The 14574-nt window shown below is 66.7% G+C and carries 14 protein-coding genes; 8 read left to right on the top strand and 6 right to left on the bottom strand.

Annotated features, from left to right (window positions below):
• Positions 1-47 precede the first annotated feature (47 nt).
• From HHL22_RS09840 to HHL22_RS09825, 4 genes are all read right to left on the bottom strand, one after another.
• Positions 48-851, bottom strand: coding sequence for a class I SAM-dependent methyltransferase (locus tag HHL22_RS09840; RefSeq protein WP_169530802.1), 804 nt, complete (start codon positions 849-851; stop codon positions 48-50).
• 93 nt (positions 852-944) lie between these two features.
• The gene (gene recR, locus HHL22_RS09835) at positions 945-1559 is read right to left on the bottom strand and encodes a recombination mediator RecR (protein ID WP_169530801.1); all 615 of its coding nucleotides are present in this window, start codon (positions 1557-1559) and stop codon (positions 945-947) included.
• Positions 1560-1677: 118 nt separating this feature from the next.
• Positions 1678-1968, bottom strand: a complete 291-nt coding sequence (locus tag HHL22_RS09830; protein ID WP_169530800.1) for an ATP-dependent Clp protease adaptor ClpS — start codon at positions 1966-1968, stop codon at positions 1678-1680.
• Between the two features lie 194 nt (positions 1969-2162).
• Positions 2163-3188: an aldo/keto reductase gene (locus HHL22_RS09825; RefSeq protein ID WP_169530799.1), complete on the bottom strand. Its 1026-nt coding sequence runs from the start codon at positions 3186-3188 to the stop codon at positions 2163-2165.
• A gap of 127 nt (positions 3189-3315) precedes the next feature.
• On the opposite strand from HHL22_RS09825, the gene HHL22_RS09820 reads away from it, so the two are divergent.
• The 3 genes from HHL22_RS09820 to HHL22_RS09810 all read left to right on the top strand — a co-directional run bounded on the left by HHL22_RS09820 (position 3316) and on the right by HHL22_RS09810 (position 6180).
• On the top strand, positions 3316-3873 hold the full coding sequence (locus tag HHL22_RS09820) for a hypothetical protein (RefSeq protein WP_169530798.1): 558 nt from the start codon (positions 3316-3318) through the stop codon (positions 3871-3873).
• 167 nt (positions 3874-4040) lie between these two features.
• Positions 4041-5417, top strand: a complete 1377-nt coding sequence (locus HHL22_RS09815) for a cytochrome P450 (RefSeq protein ID WP_169530797.1) — start codon at positions 4041-4043, stop codon at positions 5415-5417.
• 67 nt (positions 5418-5484) lie between these two features.
• Positions 5485-6180: a hypothetical protein gene (locus HHL22_RS09810; protein ID WP_169530796.1), complete on the top strand. Its 696-nt coding sequence runs from the start codon at positions 5485-5487 to the stop codon at positions 6178-6180.
• 85 nt (positions 6181-6265) lie between these two features.
• Here HHL22_RS09810 and HHL22_RS09805 read toward each other — a convergent pair whose 3' ends face one another.
• Positions 6266-6526, bottom strand: coding sequence for a GNAT family N-acetyltransferase (locus HHL22_RS09805; protein WP_169530795.1), 261 nt, complete (start codon positions 6524-6526; stop codon positions 6266-6268).
• 184 nt (positions 6527-6710) lie between these two features.
• On the opposite strand from HHL22_RS09805, the gene HHL22_RS09800 reads away from it, so the two are divergent.
• From HHL22_RS09800 to HHL22_RS09780, 5 genes are all read left to right on the top strand, one after another.
• A complete protein-coding gene (locus tag HHL22_RS09800; RefSeq protein WP_169530794.1) occupies positions 6711-7187 on the top strand; it encodes a hypothetical protein in 477 nt (158 codons plus the stop codon).
• A gap of 12 nt (positions 7188-7199) precedes the next feature.
• A complete protein-coding gene (locus HHL22_RS09795) occupies positions 7200-7580 on the top strand; it encodes a hypothetical protein (protein ID WP_169530793.1) in 381 nt (126 codons plus the stop codon).
• A 254-nt stretch (positions 7581-7834) separates the two neighbouring features.
• The gene (locus tag HHL22_RS09790; RefSeq protein WP_169530792.1) at positions 7835-8437 is read left to right on the top strand and encodes a hypothetical protein; all 603 of its coding nucleotides are present in this window, start codon (positions 7835-7837) and stop codon (positions 8435-8437) included.
• Positions 8438-8471: 34 nt separating this feature from the next.
• Entirely contained in the window at positions 8472-9032 is a 561-nt protein-coding gene (locus tag HHL22_RS09785; RefSeq protein WP_169530791.1) for a hypothetical protein, read from the top strand.
• Positions 9033-9325: 293 nt separating this feature from the next.
• The gene (locus tag HHL22_RS09780) at positions 9326-12076 is read left to right on the top strand and encodes a S8 family peptidase (protein ID WP_169530790.1); all 2751 of its coding nucleotides are present in this window, start codon (positions 9326-9328) and stop codon (positions 12074-12076) included.
• 9 nt (positions 12077-12085) lie between these two features.
• Here the strand turns inward: HHL22_RS09780 and HHL22_RS09775 are convergent, their stop codons facing one another.
• On the bottom strand, positions 12086-14563 hold the full coding sequence (locus tag HHL22_RS09775) for a hypothetical protein (protein WP_169530789.1): 2478 nt from the start codon (positions 14561-14563) through the stop codon (positions 12086-12088).
• Between the last annotated feature and the right edge of the window lie 11 nt (positions 14564-14574).

Raw genomic sequence — 14574 nt, 5'->3', positions numbered from 1 at the left:
AAATTAGGGGCCCTAGGGCAATGCACCCCGGCCCCTTGGCGCGGCGGCTAGGCTTTGCGCAGCACCCACACATCCTGGCTGGCGCCCTCACCCAGCCAGCGGCCCGGCTCGTGGTGCAGCACCAACAGCCGCTCGCCAAACAGCTGCCGCAAAAAAGCCGGGGGCTGAAAGGCAGCAAACACCCGGTGGCCCTCGCGCACCTGGCGCCGCTCTACCAGCTCGCCCGCCGCGAAGCGCGCCTGCTCGGCGGGCAGCAGAATAGGTTGAAACGCGGCGCCGTGAGTGGTGAGCAGCAGCACCCCGCCCGGCCGCAGCACCCGCAGCAGTTCGGCCAGCCAGCGCGCGTGCCCGGCGGCCGAGAGGTGCGTGAAAATGGAAATGCCGTAGGCGGCATCCACGGTATTATCGGCCAGCGCCAGCGGCGGGCTTATGCCATTGTGCAGAAACGTGATGCCCGGCAGGTGGGCCCGGCACCAGGCTACCGACTGGGCGTTGACGTCGGTGCCGGTGAACTGGCACCCCTGGCCAATGACCTCGGGCAGGTGCCGCACGACGCGGCCCGGCCCGCAGCCCCAGTCCAGCACGTGCTGGCCCTGCAGGCTGGTGTAGGGGGCCAGCTGGCTTTTTACCCACTCCGCCGTTTCGCGCCCGCCCTCGTAGTAGTTGCGGTAGCGCAGCTTAAACGACTCGTACATGAGGTAGTCGGGCGGCAGGGCCACGGTAGGCCGGGCTGCCCGAAACGCCTGATTTTCGCGGCGATAGCGCGTGCGCAGCACCCAGAAGCGCAAGTTATCGGCCAGGTGCAGCAGGCGCGTCCGCCGCAGCCAGGTGCTGAGGGTGGCTTTGTTCATGGGGCCAATATCGAGGTAAAGCGCGCTGGCCTACGCCAAGCCCGGCTGCGGACCAGCCGGCGAGCCCACCCCAGCGCGGGGCCAAGCGTCCACCTAACGCACCTGGCGCTGGCGCTCTACTATCGAGCGGCCTAGGGTAATCTCATCGGCGTATTCCAGCTCGCCGCCCATCGGAATGCCGCGGGCGATGGTGCTGATGTTGACGCCCTCCACATCGCGCAGGCGGCGCGAGAGGTAGAAGGCCGTGGTGTCGCCCTCCATGGTGGGCGAGATGGCCAGAATCACCTCGCGCACCTCCGAGTTTTCGGCCGCGGCGCGCTCTACCAGCGAGTCCACCTTGAGGTCGGCCGGACCGATGCCCTCAATGGGCGAGATGACGCCGCCCAGCACGTGGTACACGCCCTGGTACTGCCCGGTGTTTTCGATGGCGATGACGTCGCGCACGTCAGCCACCACGCACACCGTGCTGTGGTCGCGCAGCTTATTGGCGCAAATGCTGCACTCCGCGCTGTCGGAAATGCTGTAGCAGGTGCCGCAATAGGTGATGTCGAAGCGCATTTTGGCCAGCGCCTCGGCCAGGTTGGCGGTGGTGTCGCTCTCAGCTTTCAGCAGGTGCAGGGCCAGGCGCAGGGCCGTCTTTTTGCCGATGCCCGGCAGCCGCGACAGCTCTACTACGGCATTCTCGATGAGCTTAGAGGGGAAATCCATTTTTTAATGGGCAGGATGTGAGAATGTGCTAGATGTGAAAATGAACGTGGGAGTGCGCAAATGCCCAGCTGGGTATCTGCCATTTTCACATTTTCCACATTCCATCCATCTGCACATTCTAAACAATATCGGCCGAAATGCCGCGGTCGTGGATGGCCGAGCAGCGGGGCTCCAGCTCCTCAAACGTGCCGTTCTTGACGGCGCACTTGCCCTTGTAGTGAATGAGCAGCGTGCACTGCTCGGCCTGCTCGGGCTCGTGGTTGCAGACGTCAATCAGCGTCTGAATGACGTGGTCGAAGGTGTTCACGTCGTCGTTGTACACGACGAGCGTGCGCAGTTCCTGCTCTTCATCGAGCAGCAGCACGTCATCTTCGTAGTCAATTTGCGGACGGGTAGCGGGGAAAGCCATGGCACAAAAATACGCCAGCCAAAGCCGACGGTAGCACTTGTTAACCCTTGCGCCGATGGTTTCGTTTCGCGCCGCCAGAAAGTAAGCAACGGGTAGGCGGGCGGTGGAGCCTATGGGCCGAAAAGCTAGCCTGGCGAACCAGTCCTGAGCTTCTCATCTCCCTGCTACCTAACCGCCTGCCTACCCGCTGCTGCTTACTTCTGCCGGTCGCCGCCCGTGAATTGCAGCATCCAGCCAGGATACTCGGGGGCGAGCTGGCTCACCTCATCCAGCTCCTTTAGCTCGTCGGGCGTAAACTGCACGTCCACCGCCGTGAGGTTGTCGTCGAGCTGGTTCATTTTCTTGGCCCCAATAATCACCGTGCTCACTACCGGCTGGTGCAGTAGCCAGGCCAGCGCCAGCGCGGCTACCGTGCTGCCCTTGGCCTCAGCCAGCGGGCGCAGCTTGTCGAGGACGTTGAAGGCCAAGTCTTTATTGACGGGCGGAAAGTCGAAGCTGCCGCTGCCGCGGCGGCCTTCGCCCTGCTGGTTTTCGCGGGTGTACTTACCGCTGAGGAAGCCACCGGCCAAGGGGCTCCACACCATGAGGCCCACTTGCTGGTCGAGCAGCAGCGGCACCAACTCGCGCTCCAGGTCGCGCCCGGCAATGGTATAGTAGGCTTGCAGCGACACGAAGCGCTCCAGGTGCTGGTAGTGCGAGATGTCGAGGGCCTTCATCAGCTGCCAGGCGGCCACGTTGCTGGCCCCTATGTAGCGCACCTTGCCCTGGCGCACTAGGTCGTCGAGGGCGCGCAGGGTTTCCTGCAGCGGCGTGAGCGGGTCGTAGCTGTGAATCTGGTAGAGGTCGAGGTAGTCGGTGCCCAGGCGCTTGAGGCTGGCCTCGGCCTGCTGCATGATGTGCTTGCGCGTGAGGCCGCTGTCGTTGGGGCCGTCGCCCATCTTGCCACGCACCTTGGTGGCCAGCACCAGGTCGTCGCGGCTCACGCCGAGGTTGCGGATGGCCTGGCCGGTCATTTCTTCCGACTGGCCTTCGGTGTACACGTTGGCCGTGTCGATGAAGTTGACGCCCGCGTCCAGCGAACGCTTAAGCAGGGCGTCGGCCCCGGCTTGGTCTACGCCGTTGATGGCGGCAAAGCGCCCGCCCTGGCGGCCGAAAGTCATGGTGCCGAGGCACAGCTCCGATACTTTCAGGCCGGTATTGCCTAGGAGGTTGTATTTCATGGAAAAAGGTAGGGGAGGGAAAAGCCGGTAGCTACTTGCGCCCCAGCCTAGGGTAAACCGCCCAGCCGCCGCAGGGTTGCGGCCGGGCCGGGCGCCGTAAGTTTGCTGGGTTCGCTTGCTTGCCGCCATGCCCCCGCCCTCCGCCGAGTTTAAGAAGGCCCTAGGCCGCCTGTCCGAAAAGGAAAAAGAAGCCCTGGTGCTGCGCGCCGTGCGCCGCGACGCCGAGCTCTACGACACCTTCCGCTACGAGCTGCTGGCCGACGTGACGCTCGAAAGCCTCTACGAAGCGGCGGCCGACCGCATCCACGAGCTATTTCAAGTAGCCGTGACGGGGCGCCTGCTCAACCGCAGCCTGGTGAAGGCCCTGCGCGAGGCCAACCAGGAGGCCGCCCGCGCCCGCCGCATCACCAAGAGTAAGCAGCTGGAGGTAGACCTGGGCATGTATACACTGCGGCTGATTATGGACAACTACTCGGGCCAGTTTGACAGCCCGTACCCCGGCTTCTTTACCTACACCGCGCGCCTGGCCACCCGCCTGGTGGGCCTCATCACCAAGAGCTTACACGAGGACCTGTGGCTGGAATACAAGGGCGAGCTAGACGGCTTTCTGCAAGCCCTGTACGGCCGCAAGCGGGCTAGGGAACTGAAATTTGAGCTGCCGCGGGAGCTGGTAGTAAATGGGTAATAAGCACAATGAAAAAGGCAGTCATGCTCATCTGGCGTCCGCTTGTCGAAGCAACTCTACTACGCAAGTAATCCTAACGATTGGAGTTGGTTACGCAGTAGAGATGCTTCAACAAGCGGACGCCAGATGAGCATGACCGCCTTTAGTACCCGTTACTCCCATTGCCCATGCCCACTTGGCCCCGCATTCCGCGCTGGACTACCCTGCGCCAGTCCCTGAAGATGGCCCGCGACCCCATCGGCAACCTGAACCGGCTGCTGGCCGCGCACGGCGACACGGTGCGCCTGTACCTGGGCGGCGTGCGCGACTCGGTGGTGACGCGCGACCCGGCCCTGGCCCAGCACATCCTGCAAAAAAGCCACCGGCGCTACGTCAAGTCCGACCTCACCCACGGGCTGCTGCGCTACCTGGGGCGCGGCCTGCTCACCAACGAAGGCGCCGACTGGCTGCGGCAGCGGCGGCTCATTCAGCCCGGCTTTCACCGGCAGCGGCTGGCGGGCCTCACGCGTCTGATGCGGGCCGTGGCCGACGAGTGGGTGGCCGAGCTGGAGGCGCAGGTGGGCCCTAGGGGCAGCGCCGTGCTCGACGTGCACCCGGCGGCCACGCGGGTGGCGTTTCGGGTGGTGGCGCGCTCGGTGTTTGGCAGCAGCCTGGGCGAGGAGCAGCTGCAGCTGCTCAGCGACTGGCTGACGGCCATTCAGGCGTTTTACGTGGGCACCATCCGGCAGCCGTACTTGCGACCCTGGCACTGGGTGCGCGGCCGCTACGACCACCACGACGAGCTGGCCCGCCGCCTGCGCCAGCTGGTGCTGGCCGCCGTGGGCCGGCACCGCGCCGCCACGGCCGCCGCCCACCCCGGCACCCCCGCGCCCGACGACCTGCTGCAGATGCTGCTGGAGGCGCGCTACGAAGACACCGGCGCGGCCATGCCCGAAAACCAGCTGCTCGACGAGCTGAACATCTTGCTGGTGGCCGGCCACGAAACCTCGGCCAACGCCCTGGCCTGGGCCTGCTACCTGCTGGCCCGCCACCCCGAAGCCCAGGCGCAGCTGCTGGCCGAAATTGAGCGCGAACTACCCTTAGGGCGTGCGCCCGAGTTTGAGGACCTGTCGCGTCTGCCCTACGCCTTACAAGTGGTGCAGGAAACCATGCGCCTCTACCCGCCCGCCTGGGTGCTCGACCGGGTGGCTACCGAGGCCGATGAGTTTCAGGGCCAGGCTATTGCGCCGGGCACGCTGTTTTCCATCTACCTCTACGGCCTGCACCACCACCCCAGCCTGTGGCCCGAGTCCGAGGCCTTTCGGCCCACGCGCTTTGCGCCGGGGGCCGCGCCGGCCCCGCCCGCTTTTGGCTACCTGCCGTTTGGCAGTGGGCCGCGCCTGTGCGTGGGCAATCAATTTGCCCTCACCGAGCTGCAGCTGGTGCTGGTGCAGCTGGTGCGCCGCTTCCGCCTGGCGCTGGCCGAAGAAGCCGCGCCCACCCTAAACCCGCTGGTGACGCTGCGCCCCGGCGGCGAGCTGCCGCTGCGCTTCGAGCGGCGCTAGGCACCAGCCAACGGCCGGGCCAGGCCCTGCGTAAAGGCGGGCAGTACGCCACCTACCCCGCTGTTTCATGCGTTTTTACCTGCCCTTGCTCGCGCTGGCCGTACTCGGCTGCACCGCCAATACCAACCCCAACGACACCCCGCTGGGTACTGCCCCAGCCGCACCCGCGCCGGCTATGCCCGCTACGCCAGCCGTTGCCGACTCTAACCAGCCCGCCAGTGCGCGCAATACCGTGGCCGCGCCGCAGGGCGTTGCCTGGCCCATGCCTTTTGCGCCGGCTGCGGGCCTAGGGTGCACGCGCGTGGCCAAGCGCGCCGTCACCATCCGGATGCGCCCCGGTGCCGGGGCCGCGCAGTTTGGGCAGCTGGCAGTAGGCGACAAGGTGCGCCTGGCCGCCCGCACCGCCGACGGCTGGGTAGGCTTTAACCCCGGCACGGCCCAGGCAGCCAACGTGGGTATTTTCCGGCTGCGCTGGGTGCGCGCCAGCGAGGCCTTTGCCCCCAGCGACAGCTGCGCCCGATTGCCCGTGGTGCAGGCACCGCCGCCCCTGTGCTGCCTGCTGATGGCCGCCCGCGCCACGCCGGTGCATCCGCACCCGGCCCCCAGCACGGCGCGGCTAAGCATCATTCCGGCCGGCAGCTACGCTCAGGTGGTGAAGACCGCCGTGGGCCCCGGTAAGTGGACCGAGGTGCTGGTGCCGGGCAGCACCGCGCACGGCTACGTAGCGCCAGGCGATGTCAATTTCAGCGGCGACTGCCAGTAAGGGAAGTTAAAAGTTAAAGGTGATGAGTTAAAATCTGCCTGTCTGAATTTTAACTCATCACTTTTAATTTTTAACTCATCACTCCTCACTTCACCAGGTCGGCGTATTCGGCGTGTTGCTGAATGTATGATGCGACGAAGGGGCAGGTGGCGACGACCCGCATAGCGTGCTGGCGGGCGTAGTCGAGACCGGCTTTGGCCAGGGCCGAGCCTACGCCCTGCCCTTGCTCGCCGGTAGGCACCTGAGTATGTACAAAATCAATTACTCCCGGCGCGGGCAGCTCGTAAGCGAGTTCGGCCTGGCCGTCGGTGAAGGTGTGCTGGCTGGGATTGTGGTGAATGCTCATGGAAAGAAGTTGGTGGTGTGGTAGCGCTCCGCTATACGGCTGGCCGGGCGCCGTAGCCAACCCCGGCCGGCAACTATCTGGGTGCGAGCAGCCTGCCTAACCCAAGCAACCCCAGTTGCTAAAAACCAGTAAGCACCAAGCCGGGCCTGCCCGCTTCCTCCCACGCTTTCCCATCTCTCTTGCCATGAGCACTGCCGAAAATGACCCCCGCCCCGCCGACCAGCGCGAGGCTGCCGACCGCGCCCACCTCACGCCCGATAAGCAAGCCGACCAGGCCGAGGCCGGTACCCCGCACTACGGCGACTTCGGCAAGCCCGGCACCCAGGCGCCCCCCACGCCCCGCGATGGCTCAAATGACAACCCCGACGAGTTCAGCGAGTTGCGCGATGCCAATAAGTCGGTGCCCAAACCCGATAAAGATGTGCCCGGCGCCTACGCCACCGACTCGCCCAATGCCAACCCCACCAGCCAGCCCGGCCACGTAGTGCAAAACCGTGACCCTCAGGCCGTACGCCATGCCCAGGGCGACACCGCCGGTGAAGCGCAAAAAGAAGAGGACAACACCCGCCAGGCCTGGGCCCAGGACGACGAGCGCTACGCCGGCGGCCACGCCAAAGCCTCGTGGACCGAGCAAAACGACAGCGAACACGATAATAGCTAACCACTTATTCCTATGGCAACTTCCCCCCAGCCGGCCCCCGGCAATAACGGCGATAACGTACCGGCCGACGACAAGCGAGCCGCCGCCACCCTGACGGTTGACGTGCAAGCCGACGAGAGCAATGCCCACACCGCCACCGAAAAGGAGTCGGACGCTTTTTTGAACGCCCAAACCAACGGCCAGACCTACGACGAAAATGAAAGCGGCCAGGCCGGCCCTGACGAGATGGACGACTCGCGCCGCTCGGAGTACCAGTCCCCGGTAGGCAAGGCCCCGGCCAGCGCCGACAACCTGCCCGACCAGCTCACCCACCCCAGTGAAGCCGGCTACACCCTGCCCGAAATGCAGCACCAGGGCCGCACCCTCACCGCTGAAAGCGACGACCAGAAGTAAGCAGCCCGTTTGAGAAGACCAGCCCCTAGCCCTCCGGTTAGGGGCTTTTTTGTGCAATTAGGGGCCTAGGAGCATCGGTAAGAAAACTGCTTGCCATGCTGCTCCTACGCCCCTCTCGCCATTATCATCGCCCCTTGCTGCTACCGCCCGGCTGAGTGGCCCTAGGGTGGCTGCTGCTGGTCGGGTGCTTGGCGCTACAAGTGCGCTGGCGGCAGATGCGGCCGGTTAATGTGCTACAGATTACAATGCCGCCTATGAAGCCTAACGCTTCCTTACTGGCCTATTATCGACCATTTGGTCGGATAGATACAGCTGCTGAATACAATCCTTATGTTGATAGCGGTGACAGGGATGCCCAAGCAAGAATCAACCATATGCGTCCTTGGCACACCGTTGATTTTGGCGGGCAACCATTGGTTGATTTTTTCAATGCCCAAGCAATCGAATCTGCCATCCGGTTAATCAACGCCGACTCCAGCCGCGCGGGCGGTGTACGCATCCGCTTTCGGGCCGGCACTACTTACGCCAATCTGGTAAAGGTGCTGGATATGATGAACTACACAAACCAGAAAAAATACTGGCTTGATAATCGGCATCAACCCGCGACGTTCTATGCAATAACCCTACGGCCGCCAACTTTAGCTGAGCGTCGCCAGAACTCAGCTATGTTCCTCGGAATGATTGACAAGTCAGCGGACTTCACCTATGTATTTCCCCCGCAAACATTTTCCCAGCAACTCAAGCAGTTAAACTCACCCTGGCGCCGACCGCAGGTATTGTTAGCCAGCGCAGTTGGGGCGCTGCTGCTGGCGCTGTTAACAGCCACTTTGATAGCCGCCCGCCTGGCAATTCGTTGAGGTGATGCCATCTGCGCGCTAGTTTTACCGCCCCATGCCCGCCTTGCCGCCCGACTTGCGCCGCGCCCTTTTTGCCCTGCCCGAGAAGGAGAAAGACCAGCTGCTGGCCCGCCTCGTGGCGCAGGATGCAGTGCTGACCGAGCAGCTCGCCTACCGCCTGCTTGAAGGCCCCGACGCCCTCGAGACCCGCCGCGAAGCCCTGCGCCGGCAAGTGGACGACCCCGTGCGCGGCTTCCACCAAACGCCTAACGACCTGCTCGTTATCCTGCGGCAGCTGCAGGCGCGGCTGGCCTACCACGCCCGCATTACCCAAGACGACTGGGGCGAGCTGGAGCTGAGCTTGCGGCTGCTGGCCAATGTATTCGAGCACCAGGCCGCCGCCGTAGCGCGCCTGCACGGCCCCACCCAGCCGCTGCTCCAGCACCTGGTGCGCCGTACCCAGGAGGTCCTTAAGCACGCCCAGCGCCTGCACCCCGACCTGCACCTGGAGCTGGCCACGGCCGTGCAAGCGGTGCTGGCGGGCCTGTATGCCAGCGGCGCCGCCCCCCTGGCGCGCGAGGCCGGGCTGCCCCACCACTGGCCAGCAGCTACTTAGGAGGATTACCGGTCAGTGATTCCTAAAGTGAATCTGCAAGCAGTATCTGGTAGGGGCGGGGCTCGCCCCTACCAGATACTGACCCTAAAACTGCCCTAGGAGGCTAGGAAACGCCGCGCCCTACTGGTAAGCAGCTGGAGCCAGGAGGCAAGCCAGCTAGGGAATTATTGCCGCTGATGATTATCCGAGCTTATCTTTACAATCCTATTTTTAGTGGGCTTTAAATTATTATGAGGCAATTATTTACTTTAATAATACTACTTGGATTAGTCCCGGCAGCCTGGGCCCAAGCCATGCCGCCCACCGAGCCCGGCCGCCTGCTGCTCAAGCTGAAGCCGGGCGCCACGCCCGGCGCCAGCCTGCCGCTGCTGGCCGGGGCGCTGCGGGCCCTAGGCGCCACCAGCCTCACGCAGAAGTTTCCGCGCAGCCTGCCGCCCAGCCCCGAGCAGCCGGGCAGCGTCGATTTGCGCCTGGTGTATGAGGTGCAGGTGCCGCCGACGGTGCCCCTAACCCAGGCCCGCGCCCAACTGCTGGCTACCGGCGGGGTCGAGTACGTGGAGCCGGCCTACGTGCGCCAGCCCCAGTACCAGCCCAACGACCCGCTGGCCGACTCGGCCGGCACCACCCCGCAGTACCACCTCAAGCTAACGCAGGCGTACCGGGCCTGGGACTTCACGCGCGGCGATACCAGCATGGTAATCGGCCTCACCGACACGGGGATGCGCGTGAGCCACGAGGACCTGGTGCGCCAGCTCAAGTATAATTACGCTGACCCCATAAATGGCCTCGACGACGACCACGACGGCTATGTGGATAACTTTCGGGGCTGGGATACCTCGCACGGCAACAACGACCCCGCGCCCGAAGACCCCACCGTGACGCACGGCTCGACGGTGGTGGGCATTGCCGCCGGGCAGGCCAACAACGGCCTAGGGGGCGCGGGCGTGGGCTTCAACTGCAAGTACCTGCCGGTGCAGGTGTTTCCGAGCGACGGCACGGGCACCTTTGCCGGCTACGAGGCCATCGTGTACGCCGCCGACCACGGCTGCCGGGTCATCAATATGTCGTGGGGCGGCGAGGGCGGCTACTCGCGCTACGAGCAGGACGTGTGCGCCTACGCCGCCATCAACCGCGACGCGGTGCTGGTAGCCGCCGCCGGCAACTCGGGCCGCACCGCGCTGTTTTACCCCGCCAGCTATGACTACGTGCTGGCCGTGGCGTCTACCGATGCCGCCGACGCCAAGGCCAGCTCTGCCACCTACAACTACCGCATCGACCTGGCGGCTCCCGGCATGAATATCCGCAGCGTATTCGGGCGCGGTAGTGCGTCGGCGGCGGGGCCCGTTGACCAGGACTACTGGGTTGGCTCGGGCTCGTCGTTTGCCTCGCCGCAGGTGGCGGCGGCGGCGGCCCTGGTGCGGGTGCGCTTCCCGCAGCTCACGGCCGAGCAAGTGCGCGCCCAGCTGCGCCGCGCCGCCGACCCCGCCCTGTACCAACTGCCCGCCAACGCCGCCTACGCCGGGCAGCTGGGCGCGGGCCGCCTCAACGTGGCGCGGGCGGTGGCCGCCATCAGCCAGCGCGAGGCTCGGGTGGTAGCCAGCACGTTCGCGCCCAGCCAACCCACCGGCTACAACGCCGGCGACACCCTGCAGCTAAGCGCCACGGTGCGCAACTTGCTGCTGCCCATCAGCGGGTTGCAGGTAACGCTGACTTCCCTTTCACCCTACCTGGTGGTGCGGCGCGGCAGCTACCCTGTGGGCAGCCTGGCCACCCTAGGGCAGGCCAGCAACGCGGCGCAGCCCTTCCGGCTGGCTGTGGCCGCCGCCGTGCCTACCAATACCGTGGCCACCCTGCGCTACCGCCTCACCGCCCCCGATGGCTACCAAACCGACCAGTACCTGGACGTGCTGCTAAGCCCCGATTTTGCGCAGCTCGACGCCGGCGACTTGGTTGTGAGCCTGACTGGCCGGGGCAACATCGGCTACGAAAACCCCAACGGCACCGGAGGCCTGGGCCTGGGCTATAAGCAGGATGCGCAGCTGCTGGCCGAGGGCGGCTTGCTGCTGGCCACCTCGCCCACCCGCGTGGCCGACCGCCTGCGCGCGGCGCCCGGCACCACGCGCCAATCGTTTTACGAACTGGGGGCCCTGCGCCGCCTGCTGCCCGGCCCCCGCGCCGACCAGCAGTTTACCACCACCTTTCGCGACTCGCTGCCCGACCCGCAGCGCCCGCGCTCGGTGGGCGTGCGGGTGCGCGAGCGGGGCCAAAGCTGGGCCAGCCCCGCCGCCCGCCGGGGCGTCATCCTGCTCGACTACGTGCTGCGAAACCTGACGGCCGACACCCTGAAGCCACTCTACGCCGGCCTGTTTATGGACTGGGACCTGCCCGGCAGCGCCAACCGCAACGTGGCCCGCTACGACTCGGTGCGCCGCTTAGGCTACTGCTACGACCCCACCGATACGCGGGTGTACACCGGCGTGCGGGTGCTGAGCGCGCAGCCCGCCAGCGCCTACGCCATTGATAATAACGCGGCCAGCGGCAGCCCCCTCTACCTGGGCGATGGCTTTAGCCCCGCCGAAAAATACCTGGCCCTGAGCGGCGGCACCACCCGCGCTACTTGGTCGGCCGGCCCCGGCGACATAGCGCAGGTGCTGAGCGCGCGCGTCGCCCGTCTGGCCCCCGGCGACTCGGTAGCCGTGGCCTTTGCCTTGGTGGCCGCCTCCACGCTGCCCGCGCTGCAAGCGGCCGCCGACGAAGCCCAGCGCACCTACCAGCAGGTGCTGGCTGCCGCGCCGCCGGCGGCGCCCGCCGGCTGGCAGCTGTACCCAAACCCCACGGCGGGGCCTTTGCGCGTGGGGTTGCCCCTAGGGGCCGGCGCCGTGATGATGGAGGTGCTAAACGAGCTGGGCCAGCTGGTGCGGCGCCAGGCGCTGCCCGCCGGGGGCGGCGAGCTATCGCTGGCCGGGCTGCCCGCCGGGCTGTACTGGCTGCGCGCCACTGGCGGGGCCGGCACGCCCCTGCGGGGCCGCGTGGCTAAGTACTAGCCACCGCCCTCACTTGCCCTGGCCGGTGCGCACGCCGAGCGTGGCGGTGCCGCGCAACGGGGTGCCCGCGCTACTCAGGCCCTCGGCTACAACTTGGAAATCGCCGGTGGCGTCGGAAGTGAAAAAGCTGAGCTGAGCCTGGCCGCTGGCATCGGTGCGCACCTCGGGCACCCAGTACAGCGTGGTGTAGCGCGGGTCGGGTGGCGGGGCGGGGGCGTCGTAGCGCGGGGCGTAAAACTCGCGGGCGCGGTAGTAGCCCGGCACCCGCACCGAGAGGGCGCCCGGCCGCGCCGCGCCGAAGCCCGCCTGCGCATCGAGCGGAGTAGGAGCGTTGCTGCGGCGCGAATGCAGGGCAATAACCCCGCCGTAGCCCTGAATGCCGAACAGCCCCGCCGCGCTTTGGTTGAGCACGTCAATTGTCTCAATCTCGCGCACCGGATAGCTGATAAATGTTTCGGCCGGCACAATAGCCCCGTCAATCAAGTACAGCGGCTCTACAAAGCCAAAGCCGCCGGTGTCTTGGTTTTGCATGGAGGCCGCTTGGCGAATGTTGATTCTACCGCCCGATACGGCCACGCCCGCCACGCGCCCTTGCAGGTATTGTAGCACCGAGCGGCTGTCGCCGGTGCGGGCCGCGTCGGGCACTTGCAGCACCACCGCGCTGGCAGTCGAGTAGGGGCGGGGGTGGGTATCGGCCGTCAGGCGCTGGCCGCGCACGCGCACGGTGCCCAGCGCCACGGTGCCCGCCCCCAGGTGGTAGCGCTGCTCTAGGGCCCGTTGCTGCTGGCTGCGGCGCACGTAGTCGGCCAGGGCGCCGGGCGCGGTAGCGGCCTGCTGCACGTCGGGCAGCGGGGCGGCGGGCGGTGGCGCCAGCAGGCGCAGCGTCAGCGGGGTCGCCCCCTTCGCCGGGGCCACGCGCAGGAGCACCGCCGTCGTATCCAGCCCGTCGAGGCCCCGAAACCGGAAGCGCCCCGTCGCGTCGGTTAGCTGCTGGCCCTCGCGGGGCGGATTGCTTTGCAGGTAAAATACCGTCTGCCCGGCGGCGGGCTGCCCGGCGGCCGTCAGCACCTGGCCGCTCACCCCTAGGCTCTGCTCCAGCGCAAACTCGCGGCCTGGCAGCTGCCCGGCCAGCAGCTCCTTCCACACGAAGCGCCGCCAGCCCTGAGTGAGCAGCAAGTCATTAAGCGCTAGCTTAATTTCGGGGGTTTGGGGCTCGCGGAAGTAGTAGCTGGGGTCTTCCAGCGTCCCGCCCAGGTCGGCGCCGAGCAGCAGGTGCGAGACGATGGTGGGGCCATCGGCGCCCAGGGGCGTGGCGGCCGCCACCGCCACCGAAAACTGGCCCGCCACCGGCTGGCCCGCCACGTCGGTGGCGGCCAGGCGCAGGCGCACGGCCTCGCGCGGGCCGTAGGCCGGCTTGTCGGCGCTGAGCGTGAGGTGGGCGCCGGGCGGGTTGGGCGTGAAGACCAGCCGCTCGCACTGGGCCACGCCCTGCGCATCAAACAAAGTAATTTGGGCCAGGCCCGGCGCAAACTTGGCCTTGGGCAGCCGGGCCACCACGGGGGGCGCGCCGCCTAGGGTAGCCTGGGCTGCAAAGGCCACCTGGCCGCGCACCTGGGCCAGCAGCAGGGCCGGGCCGCCGGGGGCCGCGCCCGCAGCCACTTGCTGGCGCATCGTCACCACAAAGTCGGTGGGGGTTTCGGCTACGTGCAGGGTGTAGCCGGCTAACTGGCTGGCCGGCAGCGGGTACTCGGTTTGCCGGCCGCCGGGCAGCGTCACCACGGCCCGGTAGGCCTGCCCCGCCGCGGGCGTGAAAGCAAAGGAGCCCATGCCGGCGTGGCGGCTGGCGAAGCTGACTACTGGCCGCCCTTGGGCATCGAGCACGGTGCCTTGCACGGCCACACCACGGCCGTGCGCATCCACCGCTTTCAAGCCCATTTCGCTGGGCTGGCCGGCTACCAGGCTGCCGCCCTCCGGAAAGAACTGCACGTCGATGTTGGCGGCGGGGGGGCCTAGGGGGCTGCTGCCCGCCGCGCTGCTAATGGCCAGGGGGCGCGTGAAGAAGAACGCGGCGCCCGCGTTGCGCATCCAGCTGGTGTAGGCCCGCAGCTGGTAGGTGCCGGCGGGCAGCGTGTCGGGCAGGGCCAGGTCGCCGGGCGCTAGGCCGCCGCGCAGGCGCAGGGTGCGGCGCGCCTGTACCTGCCCCCGCGCCGAAAGCAAGTCTACGTACAGCACCTTGCTCAGGGTATCGGGGCGGTGCGAGTCGGCCTCCACCACGTAGGCCTGAAACCAGATGGTTTCGCCGCTGCTGTAGCTGGGCCGGTCGAGGTGCAGGTAGGCTTTTTCGGGCAGGGTAGTGCCGTAAAAGCTCAGCAGGCTTTTCACTACCCGTTGAAAAAGGCCCTCCTCGGCCGGGGGGCGAAGGGCCAAGGCCAGCGAGCAAACGAGCAGGCCCAGCAGCCGGCCGCGCCAACGATACAGAGGTGCCAAGGGATAGCAGC

The organism is Hymenobacter polaris (assembly GCF_012927305.1).
GTDB lineage: Bacteria > Bacteroidota > Bacteroidia > Cytophagales > Hymenobacteraceae > Hymenobacter > Hymenobacter polaris.
The sequence above is the reverse complement of the archived record's forward strand: the minus strand, read 5'-3'. Positions and strand labels throughout refer to the sequence as shown.

Coding starts and splice junctions, on each gene's coding strand:
- HHL22_RS09840 (WP_169530802.1), bottom strand. CDS start 851: ATGAACAAAGCCACCCTCAGCACCTGGCTGCGGCGGACGCGCCTGCTG.
- recR (WP_169530801.1), bottom strand. CDS start 1,559: ATGGATTTCCCCTCTAAGCTCATCGAGAATGCCGTAGTAGAGCTGTCG.
- HHL22_RS09830 (WP_169530800.1), bottom strand. CDS start 1,968: ATGGCTTTCCCCGCTACCCGTCCGCAAATTGACTACGAAGATGACGTG.
- HHL22_RS09825 (WP_169530799.1), bottom strand. CDS start 3,188: ATGAAATACAACCTCCTAGGCAATACCGGCCTGAAAGTATCGGAGCTG.
- HHL22_RS09820 (WP_169530798.1), top strand. CDS start 3,316: ATGCCCCCGCCCTCCGCCGAGTTTAAGAAGGCCCTAGGCCGCCTGTCC.
- HHL22_RS09815 (WP_169530797.1), top strand. CDS start 4,041: ATGCCCACTTGGCCCCGCATTCCGCGCTGGACTACCCTGCGCCAGTCC.
- HHL22_RS09810 (WP_169530796.1), top strand. CDS start 5,485: ATGCGTTTTTACCTGCCCTTGCTCGCGCTGGCCGTACTCGGCTGCACC.
- HHL22_RS09805 (WP_169530795.1), bottom strand. CDS start 6,526: ATGAGCATTCACCACAATCCCAGCCAGCACACCTTCACCGACGGCCAG.
- HHL22_RS09800 (WP_169530794.1), top strand. CDS start 6,711: ATGAGCACTGCCGAAAATGACCCCCGCCCCGCCGACCAGCGCGAGGCT.
- HHL22_RS09795 (WP_169530793.1), top strand. CDS start 7,200: ATGGCAACTTCCCCCCAGCCGGCCCCCGGCAATAACGGCGATAACGTA.
- HHL22_RS09790 (WP_169530792.1), top strand. CDS start 7,835: ATGAAGCCTAACGCTTCCTTACTGGCCTATTATCGACCATTTGGTCGG.
- HHL22_RS09785 (WP_169530791.1), top strand. CDS start 8,472: ATGCCCGCCTTGCCGCCCGACTTGCGCCGCGCCCTTTTTGCCCTGCCC.
- HHL22_RS09780 (WP_169530790.1), top strand. CDS start 9,326: ATGCCGCCCACCGAGCCCGGCCGCCTGCTGCTCAAGCTGAAGCCGGGC.